The organism is Dyadobacter sp. BHUBP1, from assembly GCF_050587785.1.
GTDB lineage: Bacteria > Bacteroidota > Bacteroidia > Cytophagales > Spirosomataceae > Dyadobacter.
This window is the reverse complement of the sequence record NZ_JBOBIH010000003.1, coordinates 876,200-895,039: the sequence shown is the minus strand read 5'-3', so window position 1 is coordinate 895,039 and position 18,840 is coordinate 876,200. Positions and strand designations below refer to the sequence as shown.

Annotated in this window: 16 protein-coding genes; 7 read left to right on the top strand and 9 right to left on the bottom strand. The window is 48.4% G+C overall.

Annotated features, from left to right (window positions below):
* Positions 1–10 precede the first annotated feature (10 nt).
* From ACQ4MZ_RS15970 to ACQ4MZ_RS15960, 3 genes are all read right to left on the bottom strand, one after another.
* Positions 11–757 carry an acyl-CoA desaturase gene (locus tag ACQ4MZ_RS15970; protein WP_430846140.1) on the bottom strand — a complete coding sequence of 249 codons (747 nt, stop codon included), beginning with the start codon at positions 755–757 and terminating at the stop codon, positions 11–13.
* A gap of 130 nt (positions 758–887) precedes the next feature.
* On the bottom strand, positions 888–1,547 hold the full coding sequence (locus ACQ4MZ_RS15965) for a DUF4159 domain-containing protein (protein WP_430846138.1): 660 nt from the start codon (positions 1,545–1,547) through the stop codon (positions 888–890).
* A 165-nt stretch (positions 1,548–1,712) separates the two neighbouring features.
* A complete protein-coding gene (locus ACQ4MZ_RS15960; RefSeq protein WP_430846136.1) occupies positions 1,713–2,420 on the bottom strand; it encodes an RsmE family RNA methyltransferase in 708 nt (235 codons plus the stop codon).
* Positions 2,421–2,814: 394 nt separating this feature from the next.
* On the opposite strand from ACQ4MZ_RS15960, the gene ACQ4MZ_RS15955 reads away from it, so the two are divergent.
* Positions 2,815–3,828, top strand: a complete 1,014-nt coding sequence (locus ACQ4MZ_RS15955; protein WP_430846134.1) for a glutamine synthetase beta-grasp domain-containing protein — start codon at positions 2,815–2,817, stop codon at positions 3,826–3,828.
* A gap of 114 nt (positions 3,829–3,942) precedes the next feature.
* Here the strand turns inward: ACQ4MZ_RS15955 and ACQ4MZ_RS15950 are convergent, their stop codons facing one another.
* Both ACQ4MZ_RS15950 and ACQ4MZ_RS15945 read right to left on the bottom strand, forming a co-directional pair.
* Positions 3,943–4,494, bottom strand: coding sequence for a hypothetical protein (locus ACQ4MZ_RS15950; RefSeq protein ID WP_430846132.1), 552 nt, complete (start codon positions 4,492–4,494; stop codon positions 3,943–3,945).
* Positions 4,495–4,524: 30 nt separating this feature from the next.
* A complete protein-coding gene (locus ACQ4MZ_RS15945) occupies positions 4,525–6,711 on the bottom strand; it encodes a glutamine synthetase III (protein ID WP_430846130.1) in 2,187 nt (728 codons plus the stop codon).
* Between the two features lie 148 nt (positions 6,712–6,859).
* On the opposite strand from ACQ4MZ_RS15945, the gene ACQ4MZ_RS15940 reads away from it, so the two are divergent.
* Together ACQ4MZ_RS15940 and mtaB are read left to right on the top strand one after the other, a co-directional pair.
* Entirely contained in the window at positions 6,860–8,695 is a 1,836-nt protein-coding gene (locus ACQ4MZ_RS15940) for an LTA synthase family protein (protein WP_430846128.1), read from the top strand.
* A gap of 36 nt (positions 8,696–8,731) precedes the next feature.
* On the top strand, positions 8,732–10,060 hold the full coding sequence (gene mtaB, locus ACQ4MZ_RS15935; RefSeq protein ID WP_430846126.1) for a tRNA (N(6)-L-threonylcarbamoyladenosine(37)-C(2))-methylthiotransferase MtaB: 1,329 nt from the start codon (positions 8,732–8,734) through the stop codon (positions 10,058–10,060).
* 204 nt (positions 10,061–10,264) lie between these two features.
* On the opposite strand, the gene ACQ4MZ_RS15930 is transcribed toward mtaB, so the two are convergent.
* From ACQ4MZ_RS15930 to ACQ4MZ_RS15920, 3 genes are all read right to left on the bottom strand, one after another.
* Complete coding sequence (locus ACQ4MZ_RS15930; protein ID WP_309985261.1) at positions 10,265–11,584, bottom strand: ammonium transporter; 1,320 nt, start codon at positions 11,582–11,584, stop codon at positions 10,265–10,267.
* Positions 11,585–11,644: 60 nt separating this feature from the next.
* Positions 11,645–12,841 carry a porin gene (locus ACQ4MZ_RS15925; RefSeq protein ID WP_430846124.1) on the bottom strand — a complete coding sequence of 399 codons (1,197 nt, stop codon included), beginning with the start codon at positions 12,839–12,841 and terminating at the stop codon, positions 11,645–11,647.
* A gap of 346 nt (positions 12,842–13,187) precedes the next feature.
* Positions 13,188–13,535 (bottom strand): 4Fe-4S binding protein, encoded by a 348-nt coding sequence (locus tag ACQ4MZ_RS15920; protein WP_083769031.1) that lies wholly within the window; start codon positions 13,533–13,535, stop codon positions 13,188–13,190.
* 129 nt (positions 13,536–13,664) lie between these two features.
* On the opposite strand from ACQ4MZ_RS15920, the gene ACQ4MZ_RS15915 reads away from it, so the two are divergent.
* Positions 13,665–14,690 (top strand): acyl-CoA reductase, encoded by a 1,026-nt coding sequence (locus ACQ4MZ_RS15915; RefSeq protein WP_430846122.1) that lies wholly within the window; start codon positions 13,665–13,667, stop codon positions 14,688–14,690.
* Here ACQ4MZ_RS15915 and ACQ4MZ_RS15910 read toward each other — a convergent pair.
* The gene (locus tag ACQ4MZ_RS15910; RefSeq protein WP_430846120.1) at positions 14,687–15,457 is read right to left on the bottom strand and encodes an alpha/beta hydrolase; all 771 of its coding nucleotides are present in this window, start codon (positions 15,455–15,457) and stop codon (positions 14,687–14,689) included. The two genes, ACQ4MZ_RS15915 and ACQ4MZ_RS15910, sit on opposite strands and share 4 nt — an antisense overlap.
* A gap of 151 nt (positions 15,458–15,608) precedes the next feature.
* Between ACQ4MZ_RS15910 and ACQ4MZ_RS15905 the strand changes: the two genes are divergently transcribed.
* Genes ACQ4MZ_RS15905 through ACQ4MZ_RS15895 form a run of 3 tightly spaced genes read left to right on the top strand, consistent with a single transcriptional unit; the run spans position 15,609 to position 18,809 of the window.
* On the top strand, positions 15,609–16,322 hold the full coding sequence (locus ACQ4MZ_RS15905; protein ID WP_430846118.1) for an esterase family protein: 714 nt from the start codon (positions 15,609–15,611) through the stop codon (positions 16,320–16,322).
* 26 nt (positions 16,323–16,348) lie between these two features.
* A complete protein-coding gene (locus tag ACQ4MZ_RS15900) occupies positions 16,349–17,680 on the top strand; it encodes an ATP-grasp domain-containing protein (protein ID WP_430846116.1) in 1,332 nt (443 codons plus the stop codon).
* A gap of 28 nt (positions 17,681–17,708) precedes the next feature.
* A complete protein-coding gene (locus tag ACQ4MZ_RS15895; protein ID WP_430846114.1) occupies positions 17,709–18,809 on the top strand; it encodes a carboxylate-amine ligase in 1,101 nt (366 codons plus the stop codon).
* The last annotated feature ends 31 nt before the right edge of the window (positions 18,810–18,840 follow it).

The window sequence follows — 18,840 nt, the reverse complement described above, 5'->3', positions numbered from 1 at the left end:
ACATCATGCATTAGTGCTTCTTTCGGATTTCGATAATCTTCAACTTGTTCAGCAGCTTGATCACCGGGTAAGTCGGGTCGACTTCGAACCACTTGGAACCGAAGTTGATCGAGTTCGGGCGCTTGTGGTGGTTGTTCTGGAAAAGCTCGCCCATCATCAGGAAGTCGAAGATCAGGGAGTTTTTAGACTTATCGTCGTTATCGAAATTCTGGTAACCATATTTGTGTCCGCTCCAATTGACGATCGCTCCATGGATCGGGCCCATCAGGAAATGGATCGGCAGCAGGAAGAAAAACGCCCAGTGCATATCCAGATAGATGTAAGCCAGCACATAGAACACGATGTACAAAATACCCCAGCCCACTCTCGAAATCCAGGAATCGCCCAGCTTTTCTACAAAATTCCATTCAGGATAATTACGCTCGAAACGGCTCTCGATGGCACGCTTGCGGTTCAATACGGCATTGTAAATGTTTTTGGTCTCCCACATCATCGTGAACACGTTTTTCGTGTGGTGCGGTGAATGCGGGTCTTTATCGGTATCGCTGAACGCATGGTGCATGCGGTGCAGGATCGCATAGGCACGGGGGCTCAGGTAAGAAGAACCTTGTGAAAGATAAGTAAGCAAATAGAAGAACCGTTCCCACGGCTTGCTCATGATGAACATTTTATGAGCGGAATAACGGTGCAGGAAAAAGGTTTGACAGAATAGTGACAAATACCAATGTACAACAAATACAATCAGGACTATATACATGGAATGGCGGAAAATGATAATATGCTAAACTTTGCACAAAAGTAAGTGCCAAAGGTTAGAAAACCGAAATTTCCCAAACTAAATTTGGAATATAACCATAGAACTTGCTCCGTTTGTAACCGTCACGCACCTACTCGACCATAAAAGCGTAACTAAGGAGGTTAGCACCCATTTGCAGTGCCTTGCGGCGCATTTCCTCGGGGTCGTTGTACACGCTCTGATCCTCCCAACCATTACCCAGATCGGTTTCGTAGCTGTAATAGCAAATCAGCCGGCCCTGCCAGATCAATCCGAAGCCCTGTGGCTGTTTGCCGTCATGCTCATGAACTTTCGGCAGACCGTCGGGAAAATTGTACTTCATATGGTAAACCTGGTGATCATACGGAAGCTCTACGAATGACAGTTCGGGAAAGACTTTTTTCATTTCCCGGCGGATAAACTGGTCGAGGCCGTAATTGTCGTCCACATGCAGGAAACCGCCCGAAAGCAGGTAATTCCTCAGGTTTTGTGCCTCCGCGTCGCTGAAAACGACATTCCCATGCCCGGTCATATGAACAAACGGGTAGGAGAAAATATCCGGACTGCCTACTTCGACCACATCCTCTACCGGGTTAATGTTCATTTTCAACTCCGCATTACAGAACTTAATCAGGTTCGGCAGCGAGGTTTTATTGGCATACCAGTCGCCGCCGCCGCCGTATTTCAGCTTCGCGATTTTGAGCGACGACTGCGCAAACGACACACTCGAGGCGCACAGTAATAGGGCAATAACGAGGAGGCGGATGCTCATATCAATGATTGAATGATTGAATGATTGAATGTGTGATAGAAAAGTCAAATGTGGTCAGGAATGGTCAGATATTGTTCAACGATTCCCACGAATTCTATGACTACTTCTGACGCAATGACTATAAAACCTATTCAGTCATTCAGTCATTCAGTCATTCAAAACCCATTATAAAACCTGCGCCAGGTTAATCGCATGGCAACCTGCAACCGCAGCCGTTTCAGTACGGAGCCTTGTTGGACCTAACGACACCGTTTCGAAACCGCTTTCCAGCGCTAATCCCACTTCCTTGGGGCTAAAATCACCTTCCGGACCGATTAGTAGCGTCGTATCGCTGCCCTTTTTTATTTTACTGAAAACGTGTTCCACCATATTTTGTTCCGGAACGTAAGCGATAAGCCGGACTGCGTCGCCCACGTTTTTAATAAACGGCTCGTACCTGTTATTTACTGTAATGACCGGCATATAATATTGCTGCGACTGCTTCATGGCAGCGGCGGCAATACGGTTCAGCCTTGTCAGGTTCACCACGCGGTTCAAAGTTTCGGGGTTGGTATGCTCGGTCACAACGAAATCAATACGCTCCACACCGATTTCGGTCATTTTCTCCACCATCCATTCGTTTCGCTCGGCCTTGCGTGTGGGCGCGATAGCCATATGGACGGCGAAATTTCTCCGGTCCGTCATTTTGGATTCTATCACTTCGTAACCTACTTTTCGTCCGTGAACGTTGAGCCGGCATTTTTGGAGCAATCCCTGGCCATTTGTGACGTAAATCATGTCGCCGGTACCCAGCCTCAAAACCTTCGAACTATGCCTTGCTTCCTCCTCGTCGAGTTCAAAAACGTGAGGGTCAGGCTGGTAAAACAAATGCATTTTTCCAATATTGTGATAATGTGAGCAAATACCGCTGAAGCCTCCAAAAATATACAAAATATCGGCAACGGCACAAAATTTAAAATCCCCGCAGAATTCTATCCAGTCGCGACTCCAAAAATGACAGTTTATTGGATATTCTCGGTATTTTATGTTTTCAAAGGCATATTTTTAACCTGTTTCAGACTTTTTAGCAAAAAAATTTCACAAAACGCCATTTTTTGAATCTCACTCATTTTATTGGAATAGTACATTTTTTACTGACAATACTACCACGAACACAATAATATTTTGTCGATGGCTAATTTTTCCTAACATTTATTTTTTGTAAATACATTTTTGCATTAATATTGTGCCGTTATAATTATTCGTCACCACTTTATCTAGTACTATTATGTCAAAGTCCAAGCTGGAATATATTTGGTTGGATGGCTACAAGCCGACCCAAAGTTTACGCAGCAAAACCAAAATTGAAAACGATTTTAGTGGAAAACTGGAAGATTGCGCAATGTGGTCGTTTGATGGCTCGTCAACTGAGCAGGCTCCTGGCGGTTCTTCCGACTGTTTGCTGAAACCGGTTTACATTATCCCCGATCCACAGCGCAAAAATGGCTACCTGGTAATGTGCGAGGTATTGAACGCTGACGGAACTCCTCACGAATCAAACGGTCGCGCAACTATCGAAGACGACGATAACGACTTCTGGTTCGGATTTGAACAAGAATATTTCCTTTGGGACAACGAAACCAACAAACCGCTTGGCTTCCCTGCCAATGGCTACCCAGCTCCACAAGGACCCTACTATTGCTCAGTAGGCGCGAAAAACGCTTTCGGTCGTGAAATCATCGAAGAGCATTTGGACGCTTGCCTCGATGCCGGCCTGAACGTTGAAGGTATCAACGCTGAGGTGGCAGCAGGACAGTGGGAATTCCAAATCTTTGCAAAAGGTGCGAAAGAAGCTGGTGACCAGATCTGGTTGGGCCGTTACCTTCTCGAAAGAATCGGCGAAAAATACGGTGTATCTATCAACTGGCACTGCAAACCGCTCGGCGCGCTTGACTGGAACGGTTCAGGTATGCATGCAAACTTCTCGAACTCTACTTTGAGAACTGCCGGAAGCAAAGATACTTTCGATAAAATCTGCGAAGCATTCCGCCCGGTAGTGAAAGAGCACATCGAAGTTTACGGTGCTGACAACCACCTGCGTTTGACTGGAAAGCACGAAACTGCTTCTATCCATGATTTCAGCTACGGCGTTTCTGACCGTGGTGCTTCTATTCGTATCCCTGTTGTCGTTCCTGCAAAAGGATGGAGCGGATACCTCGAAGACCGTCGTCCGAACTCTGCTGCTGATCCTTACAAAGTGGCAGCCCGTATCATCAAGACTGTAAAATCTGCTGTTATCTAATCCGCAGAATGTCATAATAAGCAAAACGACCACCCAAAAGGTGGTCGTTTTGCTTATTATGACATTCTGTAACCCAGCCTTTAAAGGCTGGGTAGGCCAGGGCCAGTATCTGCATCAATCTTCGTCCTCGCTGCCCATGAAAGAGTATAAGGTGGGATCAAGCTGCACATTGCCTGATGTATAGGCGTTGATGAAGTCGCTGATCACCTGCTCGTCGATCTCCGTTTTATTCAAACCTACTTCCAGGCCCACGCCGTACTCAAACTGATCGTCTACTTCGATGTGCTCACGGACGGTAATCTCCTCCCCTTCTTCGATTTCTTCGATAAACTCGGTGAGCAGCAATTCGGCTTCGTCCTCCTGCTCGTCGGAGATCTTGTAGTTGGCCGGACGCTCATCCGGCGACAAATAGCCCGGCATTTCCTTTTTCAACCGTTCCAGCGCCTCGTCGTACACGAGCGTTGAATGGTGCAGGCGCAAAGTGTAAATCAAGGCATCATAAATAACCTCCTGATTTTTATAAGTACCGACAAACTGCACGTGTGCGTGCTCGTTATTGTCTCCTTCATCCTCAAATTCGTCCTCTACATATATAAAGTTCGAATTCTCGGCCTTGCATTCGGCTTTGAGCTGCGCGATTTCTTCTGGATCAAATCCGGGATTCATATTCTTCTGTTGTTTGATTCAACTGTAAAACTACTCTAAAAATAGCATTTCGCGGTATTTAGCCAATGGCCAGTCCTCGTCGTCGATCAACAATTCCAGTTTATCGACGTGGTAACGGATCTCGTCAAAATGCCCCTTCACCTCTGAACCATAGCATTTCGCACGCTCGAAAAGCTCCTCGATGTTGTTGGCCTTCTTACGGCTTTCGGTCATTTCGTGCACAAGCTTTTTGATGACTACCACATGCGAAGAAATATCGCGGATAATCTCTTTGATCGGCTCGGCTTCTTCGAGCATTTCCAGATCGGTTAGCGAGCGGGCGGTTTGTGCGAGTTTGAACTGGTATTTTACCACCGTAGAAACAATGTGGTTCAATGCCAGGTCACCGATCACGCGCGATTCGATCTGCAATTTTTTCACATAGTTTTCCAGTTCGATCTCGTAACGCGCGTGCAGTTCGCGCGAGCTCAACACGCCTGTTCTTTCAAAAACAGCAATGGTTTTATCAGTCTTATAGGCATACAACGCATCGAAAGTCTCGCGGATATTACTCAAACCACGCTTGGCCGCTTCCTCGATCCATTCGTCGGAATATCCGTTTCCTTCAAAAAGGATGTTTTTAGATTCGAGATAGTAGCGTTTCAAAATCTCCACGGTCGCCACTTTCTTCTCTTCACCCGCTGCCAGGCGTTCATCCATTTCGCGTTTGAAGTCAATCAACTGATTTGCTACGATCGTATTCAGGATGATCATCGGCGAGGCGCTGTTTTGCGAGCTTCCCACGGCGCGGTATTCGAATTTGTTTCCGGTAAAACAGAATGGCGACGTTCGGTTACGGTCGGTGTTATCGCGTTGAAGGTTCGGAATGCGGGAAATACCGAGTTTATAATAGAAGTTCTCGCCTTTTTCCAGCGTGATCTCTCCCTTGCTTACAAGCTCTTCCAGCATATTAGTAAGGTCCCCCCCTAGGAATACCGACACAATCGACGGCGGCGCCTCGTTCGCGCCCAGGCGATGCTCGTTACCTGCAGACGAAATGGACGCGCGCAGCAAATCGGCGTGGTCATGCACAGCTTTCACAACATTCATCAGGAAAGTGAGGAAGCGCAGGTTTTCTTTCGGTTTTGAGGTCGGTGCGAGGAGGTTAATGCCCGTATCGGTCGACAGCGACCAGTTGTTATGTTTTCCGCTTCCATTAATGCCTGCAAATGGCTTTTCATGGAAAAGAACCTGGAAATTATGCTTGTCGCCGATTTTCTGCATAAGATCCATCAGCAATGCATTGTGATCGATGGCAAGGTTGACTTCTTCAAAAGTCGGGGCACATTCGAACTGGCCGGGTGCTACTTCGTTGTGACGGGTGCGAACCGGAATCCCTAATTTCAACGCTTCAAATTCGAAATCCACCATGAATGCGTTCACACGCGGCGAAATGGATCCGAAGTAATGGTCGTCGAGCTGCTGTCCACGGGCTGGGTTATGCCCAAAAACAGTCCGGCCTGCCATCAGCAAATCGGGACGAGCGTAATACAATGCCTTATCTACCAAAAAATACTCCTGCTCGATCCCGAGCGTAGGTGTAACCTTGGAAACATCCCGGTTGAAAAACTGGCAAACGCCCGTAGCAGCCTTGTCGAGCGTCATGAGCGAGCGCAGGAGTGGCGCTTTGTAATCCAATGCCTCGCCATTGTAGGAAATGAATACGGACGGGATACATAATGTCTTACCCCCTGCCCCATTGTCCATCAAAAACGCCGGCGAGCTTGGGTCCCAGCCTGTATAGCCCCGCGCCTCGAACGTCGCACGCAAGCCTCCGCTCGGGAACGAAGAGGCGTCCGGCTCCTGCTGCACCAATGCGCTGCCCTTGAATTTCTCGACAGCCTTTCCGTCCATGGTGAGGTCAAAAAACGAATCGTGTTTCTCGGCGGTCGTTCCTGTCAACGGCTGGAACCAGTGGGTATAGTGGGTTGCACCTTTGGAAATGGCCCACGATTTCATGGCTGCCGCCACTTCTTCGGCCACTTCCCGGTCAATCGTCAAGCCGGAACGGATCGAATTGGAAATCTTGGCATATGCCTCTGCCGAAAGCAGGGTCTTCATCACATCATCACTGAATGTATTGCTACCATAAAGGTCGGCTACTTTTTCTGTGGGAGGGGTCAAAACAGGCGAGACGCGGCCTTGCGCGATCTCAAAAGCTTTGGAACGAAACGTCATGTATTTACTGATTTATATTAATTCTCCTCAAAATTATCTATTTACCGATACGAACCGCAAATCGTGCGGACATTTTCATATTAGCTGTCCATCGGTTACCACAGGTTAGCGCATTTTTAAGAACTTTGCAAATTGTTCATAGACACCAATGCGTAAAAGACTTGAATTTATCGCCCTGTACGGGCTGGCCTGGGTCGTCATCTTCCAGTTTTTCCGGGTCATTTTCCTGGCATACCATTATAAAAAGGCACTCGAACTTCCCTCTTCGCTATGGGTGGCTAGCGCATCTCACGGGTTACCGATGGACATTTCCTTCGCGGCCTATATCCTGGCGATTCCAACATTATTAATGATGTTCACCGGCCAACGCTGGGACTGGTACCGCAGGACGCTGGCCATCTATACCATTATTATTGTATCCCTCATCACGCTGCTCACCGTTGTTGATCTCGAACTGTTCCGCGCATGGGGCTTCCGCATCGACGCAACCTCCCTGCATTACCTGGAAACACCTGCGGAAGCGATGGCGTCGATGGGTGCGGCACCGGTATGGCAACTGGTTTTGTTACTTATTGTATTGATTTTTTTGGTCAACCGGGTATTGCAAACCATTATCCGCCGTGTTACAGGATCATTTCGGCGATCACCGCTTTTATACACGATACCCGCGTTCCTTATCCTGGCCGGTAGCCTCGTCATTCCTATCCGCGGCGGCTTCCAGCTCGCGCCAATGAACGAAAGCGCAGTGTTTTTCAGCGACAAGAGCTTTGCTAATTACGCTGCAGTGAATGTGCCGTGGAATTACATGCGCTCGGTTTTGAATGCGAGTTATTCCAATAAGAACCCGTTCAAATACACAGAAGATGCGGAAGCAAACCAAACTGTCGCGGATCTGTACAAATCAAATGGCAAGACGGATCAGGTTATTGACACGGTCGGTAAAAAGAATGTGCTGGTGATTATCTGGGAAAGTTTCACAGCAAAGGCGGTGGGCTCACTCGGCGGTTTAAAAAACATCACTCCCCAGTTTGACCAGATTGCCAAAGAAGGGCTGCTCTTTACCAATATATATGCAAGCGGTAACCGCAGCGACAAGGGAATGGTAGCCATTTTGAGCGGTTATCCAGCCCAACCTACCACTTCCATTATTAAAATACCTAAAAAAACCGCATCGCTTCCGTCCCTGCCAACGATTTTCAAAACCAACGGCTGGCAAACATCCTTTTACTACGGAGGCGAAACCGAGTTTGCCAATATGAAATCCTACTTCCTCCAACAGGGTTTCGACCGGATCGTCGATATCAATGATTTCGATTCCAAAGACATGAATTCCAAATGGGGGGCGCACGACCATGTGGTTTTCAAACGATTAATGCACGACCTTGATCAGGAAAAGCAGCCGTTCTTCTCGACGATGTTTACATTAAGCAGCCACGAACCGTTTGAAGTACCCACCAAAACCGTAATCGCCGGCAACGATCCGGAGCATTTGTTCCTGAATGCACTACATTACACTGACGAATCCCTGGGCGCATTCCTCCGCGAGGCCCAAACCAAGCCTTGGTGGAAAAATACGCTCGTCGTCATCATCGCCGACCACGGTCATCCATTGCCCGAAACGCGGAAAGACAAGCCCTCGGAGTTTCATATTCCCATGCTCTGGCTCGGAGGCGCACTCACTGCTGCGCCTGCACGCGTGGACACGCTCGCATCGCAAACCGACCTCGCCGCCACGATTTTGAACCAAATGCACCTTCCTTCCGGAACTTTTGCATGGAGTAACGACATTTTCAAAAAAGGTCACCAGGATTTTGCCTATTTCGCATTCAACAACGGCCTCGGCTGGATGCGCCCGGACGGATTTCTTGTCAGGGACAACATCGGAGGGAATATCACCGAGAAAAGCGGCGCTTTATTACCACAGGAAGAAGACCTTAGCAAGGCTTACCTGCAATCTTCTTTTGGAGATTATTTAAAGCGTTGATAATAAAGGTGTAATTTTGCAGGATATTTAAAAACAATGAAAAGAGTCGCTTTCTATACATTAGGGTGCAAGCTGAATTATTCCGAAAGCTCTTCGATCGGACGGATGTTTGAGGATAAGGGTTATACTAAGGTGGAATTCAACGAAAACCCGGATATTTTTATCATCAACACCTGCTCGGTCACAGAGAATGCGGACAAGAAATGCCGCAAAATCGTGCGCGAGGCCCAGAAGATCAATGCGGACGGCTATGTGGCCATCATTGGTTGCTACGCGCAGCTGAAACCGAAGGAAATCTCCGAAATACCCGGCGTTGACGCCGTTTTAGGCGCTGCCGAGAAATTCCGGTTGGTAGAATTGATCGATACATTTGAAAAAGCGCCGTCAGGCCAGCCCGCACAGGTAATCGCTTCGACGATCGACAATGCGGTTGAGTACCATACCTCCTACTCGCTCAACGACCGCACGCGCACGTTCCTGAAAGTGCAGGACGGCTGCGACTACCCATGCGCGTATTGCACAATCCCGCTCGCACGCGGGAAGAGCCGGTCCGACAGTATTGAAAATATCGTGAAGGCCGCGCGCGACATTGCCGCACGTGATGTGAAGGAAATTGTACTTACCGGTGTAAATATCGGTGATTTCGGCTTGCGCAACGGCGTTCGCGAAGAAACTTTCCTGGATCTGATTAAGGCATTGGACGAAGTGCAAGGCATTGAGCGTTTCCGCATTTCATCCATCGAGCCTAACCTGCTTACCGATGAGATCATCGAGTTTGTAGCGCAATCCAAACGATTTGCCCCCCATTTCCATATTCCATTGCAATCAGGGTCCAACAAGGTGCTTGGCCTGATGAAGCGCCGCTACAAACGCGAACTGTATGCCGAGCGCGTGGCGAAAATCAAATCGCTGATGCCGGATTGCTGCATTGGCGTGGATGTGATCGTAGGTCATGCGGGTGAAACGAAGGAGCTGTTTGAGGAAACTTATCGCTTTTTGAATGAGTTGGAGGTTTCGTATTTACACGTATTTACGTATTCGGAAAGAGAAAATACGACTGCATTAGCCATTCGGCCTGTTGTTCCCAAAGCGGAACGGGCGGAACGCTCTAAAATGCTGCATATTCTTTCGGATAAAAAGAAACGGTTCTTTTATGAAAGCCAGATCGGCAAGGTAGGCAAAGTGCTGTTTGAAGATGAGGTGCAGAACGGGCAGATGCTTGGGTTTACAGGTAACTACGTGCGCGTGGCTGTGAAGTACGATCCATTGCTAATCAATGAAACCAAGGATGTGCGGTATGATCACATTAATGCAGAGGGGTTGATGGAAGTTGCTGAGACTCATGAAGAGATTTTAGTGCATTAGAATAGATTAGAAGCTGGCTCTGAGAAGCAATTTTTAATCTATTACCGTCGACTTAAGTCGACGGCAAGGGACTAAAAAATCCTTTGCCCCCCCGGATTTTAACCAGGGATTTAAAGGGAAAGGAATCTGGAAATTTTAAAATCTGGAAAATAAAGAAAGCCCGACCATTTGGCCGGGCTTCTTCATTTATTCTTATAGTTTAGATTAAGCCTCTACAAGGAACTCGTCGTGCTGGCTCACATCCAGACCTGCTTTCTCATCTTGCTCAGATACACGAAGTGGCAGGATCAGGTCAGTGATTTTCAGCAGCAGGAATGAGCCAACGAATGCGAATACCGATACACCTACCAGGGCAATTACATGGTTGATGAACAGTTTGGTTTCGCCGAATGCCAGACCTTGATCTACTACCAGTGAGTTAACACCGCTGGTTGCGAAGATACCGGTCATAAGCATACCTACCATACCACCTACACCGTGGCAAGGGAATACGTCGAGTGTATCGTCCAATGTCGAACGTGTACGGAGGTGAGCGATATAGTTAGAAGTGATCGCAGCGATAGTACCGATGAACAACGATGCAGGAACCGTTACAAAACCGGCAGCAGGTGTAATGGCAACCAGACCAACTACTGCACCGATACAGAAACCAAGTGCAGATACTTTTTTACCTCTTGCAGCATCGAAAAGGACCCATGCCAAGCCAGCAGCACCGGCAGCAGTGTTAGTAGTAGCGAAAGCTGAAACTGCCAATGGAGAAGCTGTCAGAGCAGAACCGGCGTTGAAACCGAACCATCCGAACCAAAGCAAACCTGTACCCAACAATACGAATGGAATGTTTGCAGGAGGAAGCACGTGATCTTCGAGGAGCGACTTGCGGCGTTTCAGGTACAATGCACCAGCGAATGCAGCCCAACCGGCCGACATGTGAACAACAGTACCACCAGCGAAGTCAAGTACCCCCATTTTGAAAAGGATACCGTCTGCATGCCATGTCATATGACAGAGCGGAGTGTAGATAAACACACAGAAAAGGATAATGAAAAGAACGTAAGAGCGGAAGTTGATACGTTCAGCCATCGAGCCGGTTACAAGCGCAGGAGTAATTACCGCGAACTTCAACTGGAACATTGCGAACAAAGCGAAAGGAATGGTTCCCCAAATCGGACCGTCCAATACGCCTTTGAACATGAAGTGCGTAGTTGGGTTGCCGATGAAACCACCGATATCCTCACCAAACGCAAGACTGAAACCGCAAACTACCCACACCACACTGATTACACCCATCGCAATGAAGCTCTGGAGCATTGTGGAAATGACGTTTTTGGTGTTGACCATTCCTCCGTAGAAGTATGCCAGACCAGGAGTCATGAGCAATACCAGTGCGGATGAAACAAGCATCCACGCTGTGTCGCCCGAATTGATGCCCTCCGTCACGATCTGCGTCGGAACATTGGGGACGAAGGCACCGAGGATGCTGATTACCAGGAGGATAATCAGTGGGATAAAGTTACGTTTTTCCATTGTAGTAAATTATTGTTATTGTATTAGATTAAGAAGGTATTCGTGTGAAATGCTGTTGTGTCAGAATTTATAAATGAATGCGAGTCCGAAAGTGGTTTGACTGTTTTTTGTCCATCCGCCGTCCGAATCCTGGAACTGCTGCGCTTCACCACCTTTTTGTTTAGGATATGCGTCGAGGCGGAATTCAGGTTTAACCAGAATGTGCCCGTCTGCAAGATTGATATTACCGGTCAGTGTGACCGAGTTTACTTTGGTACCTGTACCGGCAGGAGTCAGCAAACCGCGCACACCATTGTCGTTGTTGAAATACTCGTAGCGTGCACCGATTCCGAAGTTATCTGTGATAGCCGTATTGGCATACACTGCAAAACCACCCCATGACTCAGTATCAACCGGACCACCTGCACCCTGATAATCACCTTTTTGAGATCCGTAAGCGGCATTCAGACCCAAGAGGAATTTCTCGGTCACCTGGAAGCTCGTGGTAATATCGAACACCTGGTAGAAACCGTCCGGCTGCTTACCCAGTGAATCCGTATTTGCTTCGTTGCTTCCGATATAGTTCAGGTAAACGTTCCAGTTGTTAACCGGCTTAAAGTACAGCTGGCTGATAATCCCCTTCGCGCGGTTATTGTCGCCAAGACCATCTACGTTGTTCACAACACCCACCATCAACGACGCCTTGTCGGAGAATGCGTAGGTCGCTTTCAAACCGGCATGGTAGAAAGGGCCATTGTTGAACAAGTTGGAAAGCGAGTAGTTGAAGTTGGCCGGTGCGTCGATCACTTCGTACCCGATATGCGTACCGAACTGTCCAGCTGTCATCGAGAACTTGTCGGTGAATTTGTATGTAAAGTATGCTTGCTTAATGGCGAGCGCAGTGCTGAATAGCGAGTTGCCGTAGTTACCGAGGTTGGCGTTAGGTCCGAAAGTAAGGTCGACAACCGCTTCCGACTTGGCATTGGTATAAGCGACTTTCGCCTGAACCAAACCCAGCGAGAACTGGCCCGATTTCTGGTCGAACACCCGTGCGTTGGTGGCGCCCATGTTGGAGCGGGATGCAGGTTTGTTGAAATTAGCCATGTAATAGGAATCCAGATAACCCGAGAAAGCGAACGCTCCTTTGGCCTCCTCCTCGTCCTTAGCCTCTGTTACCACCGCAGTATCGGCTTTCACCGCCTTCTTATCATCTTCCGCCTTCGCAAAACCCAAAAAAGGAACCATCAAAGATAATACTGTGCAATAGACTTTTTTCATAATTATATTCTGTTTAAGTTAATATTACTCTCCGGCTACATTACTGGATCAAATATTGTACTTAAATTATATTTATCAAATAATATAGCCAAGATTTATATCAAAAAATCCAATTTTCTAATTTTTATCATGTTTTTTATCGTTTTTGAAACACAAAATCGACAAAATCCGACTTTTATTAAAAAATTGAAAATTCTGCATATAAACACCAAAACAGAATTTTCTTCAAAAGGCAGTATTGCAGTTATTAAGAAATTTTATTATTATAATGCCATTTCCAGAACCGACAGGGCACAAAAAAAGCCTGCTGTGCAGCAGGCTTTGCATTTTTTATATTCAGCAGGGTCTATTCACCGTGCATCCATGCTTTTTTGGCAAGCAGTGTTTCTTCCTCTTCCTCGTTGTCGGGATCTGGTACACAGCAGTCGACCGGACAAACCGCGGCACACTGGGGTTCTTCGTGGAAGCCGACGCACTCGGTACATTTATCTGTAACTATATAGTAAAATTCGTCGGAAACAGGGGACTGCTTTTCTTTACCACTTACGATGGTGCCATCACCGAAGTCCACTTCATCTAAACTCGTTCCATCCCCCCAAGTCCATTCTACACCTCCCTCATAAATTGCTGTATTCGGGCATTCTGGCTCACACGCCCCACAATTTATGCATTCATCGGTTATCATTATAGCCATAGTCGCCGGATTGTTTATATTTGTTGCTATTCTTCTGTATTGGGTAACAAATATAACTATTTATAGTTTCCCAACAATCAGAAAAATAAAAACGGCACTTGCCATTTAACTTTTTAGAGTCAGAGTAGAATGATATCAAGAATTCGGAGAATAAATGCATTCATCCGTCTGGGCCAGTTCATCAGCGACACGGCAAACGAGGAAACGATCGGGGAATGGGTGGCGGGCGCCAAAAGCAGGAACAACTGGTTTACTCCTGCCAATGTGAGGCTATCACTACATGCGATTGCCGAACATTATTTGAATGAGGAAAAGCTGAAAAGCTGGGCCGGAAGCTACTCCGAACCCTCGCAATCGCGCAAAATAGGCGTAGTAATGGCCGGAAACATCCCGGCAGTAGGCTTCCACGACGCCCTTTGCGTACTCGTGAGCGGTCATACATTACTCGCCAAACCCAGCTCCGACGACCCGCTGCTGATCCGTGCCCTGCTCGCTCAGCTGATGGAAATCGAGCCGGAGTTTAAGGAGTATATTCACTTCGTGGAAAGATTAAACGACTCCGACGCCTACATCGCGACCGGGAGCGACAACACAGCTCGTTATTTCCACTATTATTTCGCCAAAAAGCCTAATATTATACGTAAAAACCGGACTTCGGTGGCCGCGCTTACAGGACATGAAACGCGTGAAGAACTCAGGGCGTTGGCGACTGATATCCTGCAATATTTCGGGCTCGGCTGCCGCAATGTTTCCAAGGTATTTGTTCCGTCGGGATATGATTTTACCGGGTTTTATCAGGCGATCGAAGAAATGACGGACGACTACGTGAACCATCACAAATACTTCAATAATTACGAATACAACAAATCCATTTACCTCGTAAACCGCATCGCGCATTCGGACAACGGCTTTTTGCTCGCGACCGAGAGCGAAGCATTGGTTTCTCCCATCAGTGTGCTGCATTACCAGCCGTACGATTCGATTGAGGAGCTAAAAGCATTATTACAGGAATCGGAGGAGAAAATTCAATGCGTGGTAGCTAGCCCGCAACTGCATTTACCAGGAGCCCTACCATTCGGCGCCGCACAGGCACCCGGCCTTTCGGATTACGCCGACGGTATCGACACAATGGCCTTCCTGGCGGAAATAGCCTAGCACTTCCTTGTCCTTCCTGATGCCCAGATGAGGAAATCAGGAAGGGCTTTTGCCCACGTTTCGGGATTGTGCATCCCTTCTTTTACTTCCAGGTAACGAATCTCCCGGCCCCAGCCATATCCTTTACGTTCCAGCTCCGCAATGCATTCCAGCGTATCCTGAATGGAATCGATAACGCCGTCGCCGTCACGGTCGTCGTACTCGTCCCAGGTACCGCATTGAAACCAGAAGCCGAGCGGGGCAATCTGTTTTCTATCGCGTATTTGGCGGTGCATAATCCGGTCGCTTTCGGAATAGCCTTCGTTCAGCGCTTTCTGCCGCCACCACAGCGAGCCGGAGAATATACCTGCATTTGAAAACACATCGGGATGGTTCCACACGGTGTCCAGCGCCATCAGCCCGCCCAGGGAGCAGCCAGCATAAGTAATGCCAGTGGTAGCCGTATTGTAACGATGCGCCAGATAGGGCACCAATTCTTCCAAAACAAATGCTGTGGTAAGCCCCGCCTTGTCCCCACGGCCTGCATAATCGGGCTGGCGAGCCGTCCCGTACTCGTATATGCGTGCGTCGTTAGCGTGTATGCCCGCAATCACGCACGGGGCGATGCTTCCGGCCGATTGTAACGAAGCCGCCATCTCAGCCATTTTCAAGGCTTCAAAATCCTGGCCATCATTGAAAAGCACCAGCGGGTAAGTTTCCGAAGCCGAAAAACCCTGCGGAAGCAATATCGTCACGGTCACATCCCGTGCCAGGAAAGATGAATGCAAGGCAATTTCAATGGGTGCTATTGGAATGAAGGAATTGATTGGATTCACTGCAAATACTCGGCTACGGACGAAAATAAAACCCGAAAGTTAATAATTTGCTTCCTATGATTTGTTTTGTATATTTCATTTATCAACTATAAACCGTCTTTGTTTGGAAGAGAAGCACATTAAATACTACTCTCATCATCTCGACAAGGACGTGGAGATGCTTGTTTTCGGCAACTGGGGCTATCCTATTCTGCTTTTCCCGACGACGCTTGGCCGGTACTACCAGGCCAAGGATATGGGGCTGATCGAATCCGTACGATGGCTGGTGGAGTCCGGCAAGTACAAGATCTATTGCGTCGATACGATCGACGCCGATTCGTGGTATGGGAAACATCTCAACCCGGAGTACCGCGTCAAGAACCACATCCAATACGACAAGTTCCTGACCAACGAGCTTGTACCTTATATCCGGAATGAATGCAATGTCGGCAAGATCGGCGTGGCAGGTTGCAGTTTCGGCGGTTTTCACGCCGCTAATTTCGCATTCCGCCATCCCGACCAGGTAGCCTACCTCGTAAGTATGAGCGGAGCATTCGATATCCGTGGCTTTCTGAATGGCTTTTATGACGACGCGGTGTATTTCAATAACCCCGTCGACTTTATGCCGAATGAACAAGGCTGGCGTTTCGGACATATGAAAATCGTGCTGGGCACTTCCGACTGGGACATTTGCCTGGATAGCAACCTGCGGATGTCCAACATCCTTAACAACAACGGCATTGAACACTGGCTCGATATCCGCGGCTGGGAAAAGCATGACTGGCCGCTCTGGAACAAAATGTTTCCCGACTACCTGTCGCGCATTGTATTGCAATAGTCAAGAACACAACTCAAAACCTGAATATGAAAAAGATTGGAATCCTGTTTGGAATGGAGAACACCTTCCCGAACGCGTTTATCGAAAGAGTCAACAGTAAAGGTGAAGATGGCATTATCGCAGAAGCCGTTACCATCGACAAAGTCATACAAGCCGCCCCGAACGAATATGCCGTGATCATCGACCGTATTTCGCAGGACGTGCCTTTTTACCGCTCCTTTTTAAAGAATGCAGCGCTGACCGGCACGGCGGTGATCAATAACCCGTTCTGGTGGAGCGCCGATGAGAAGTTCTTCAACAATGCATTGGCGGAAAAATTGGGCGTACCCGTCCCTAAAACGGTACTGTTACCTTCCAAACAACGTCCTGACAATACGACTGAAACTTCCTTCCGCAACCTCGCATTCCCGATGGCCTGGGAAGAGATATTTCAATATGTAGGCTTCCCCGCGTACATGAAACCGCACGACGGCGGCGGCTGGAAGAGCGTCTACCGCGTCGTAAATCCGCAGGATATGTGGATCAAACACGAGGAAACAGGCCAATTGGTAATGATGTTGCAGGAAGAAATTGTGTTCGACGACTATGTGCGCTGCTATTGCATCGGCCAGAAGGACGTGCTGGTAATGCCGTATGAGCCGCGCAACCCGCACCATTTGCGCTACGCCGCCGATTTGAAAGCCCAGGGCGAAGAGCGCGAGAAACTGCTCGAAACGATTAAAGATTATACCTTGAAACTCAATATCGCATTGGGCTATGATTTCAATACGGTAGAATTTGCCGTGCGCGACGGCATTCCTTATGCCATCGACTTCTGCAATCCTGCACCCGATGCCGATATTTACTCGGTAGGCAGGGATAATTTTGAATGGGTAGTGGAAGCAGCAGCCAATATGGCCATCGAAAGGGCGAAATCACAGGTTCCGGGGCAGATTAACCTTACATGGGGCACATTCATTAATCAGGCAGTCAATGGTATTCCAGCAGGAACGCAAGCCGAAGCGGCACCCGAAACCCCGGCGCCCGCTGCCAAACCTGCTGAACCGGCCAAAGCAAAAGCGCCCGCGAAACCTGCCAAAACAGCTGAAAAAGTGCCTGCGGCAGGGAAGGCCCCGGCAAAAACCGTAGCTCCCGCGAAAACGGCAAAACCTACGCCTGCCAAACCCGTAAAAGAAGCGGCGCCTTCCGCCACCGAGGTGAAGGTAAAGGCGGTAGCACCGAAAAAGCCGGCAAAATCCCTGAGTGCCATTGTTACCGAGCCTATCGCCGTTGCCGAACCGACCGAACCCAAAATCCCGACTACCAAGGCAGCCGCGACCAAAGCACCAGCGAAAAACTCGAAGTTGAAGAAATCCTGACGAACTAAAATTCAGCCGCTTTTACACTATGGCAACTTTCACCCTGGGAATTGAAGAAGAATTTCAAACCATCGACCCGGTTACGAGAAACCTCCGGTCGCATATGTCAAAGCTGGTTGAAGATGGAAAAATAACGTTAAAGGAGCGTGTGAAAGCGGAAATGCACCAGGCGGTGGTGGAAGTGGGAACGAATATCTGCCATAACATCCAGGAAGCGCGGGAGGAAGTGACCTACCTGCGCAGAATGATCCTGGATTTGGCTGAAAAACAGGACCTGCAAGTAGCCGCCGCCGGCACACACCCGTTTGCCGACTGGGTGGACCAGCTCATTACCGACGATCCGCGTTACGACCAGATCATCGACGAAATGCGCGACGTGGCGCGCGGCAACCTCATTTTCGGGCTGCATGTGCACGTAGGCATCGAGAGCCGGAACGAGGGAATCCAGATCATGAATGCGGTACGGTACTTCCTGCCGCACATTTATGCATTGTCGACCAACTCGCCATTCTGGTGCGGGCGCAATACGGGTTTCAAATCGTACCGCTCAAAGGTATTCGATAAATTCCCCAGAACCGGCATTCCTGATTTCTTTTCGAGCGCAGCAGAATATGACGAGTACCTAGCCCTGCTGATCAAAACCAATTGCATCGACAATGGCAAGAAAATCTGGTGGGATATCCGCTTGCACCCGTTTTTCAATACCATCGAGTTCCGTATGTGCGACGTGCCCATGCGCACAGATGAGACCATTTGCCTGGCGGCGATTATGCAGGCACTCGTGGCCAAAATCCACAAGCTACACAGCCAGAATCTGAGCTTCCGTCCCTACCGGCGAATGCTCATCAACGAAAACAAGTGGCGTGCCGCGCGATACGGTATCAGCAGCAAACTGATCGATTTCGGAAAGCAGGAGGAAGTGGAGTACAAAATCCTGATCCACGAGCTCCTCGAATTTATCGATGATGTGGTCGACGAGCTCGGCAGCCGGAAGGAGATCGAGTACATTCACCAGATCCTCGAAATGGGCACCGGCGCCGACCGACAACTGGCCGTTTTCGAGGAAACCGGTAGCTTGAATGCAGTAGTAGATTATATTGTTTCGGAGACCAAAATCGGGATTTGTTGAGAATTAAATTAAACTTTTAACCCAAAACCCG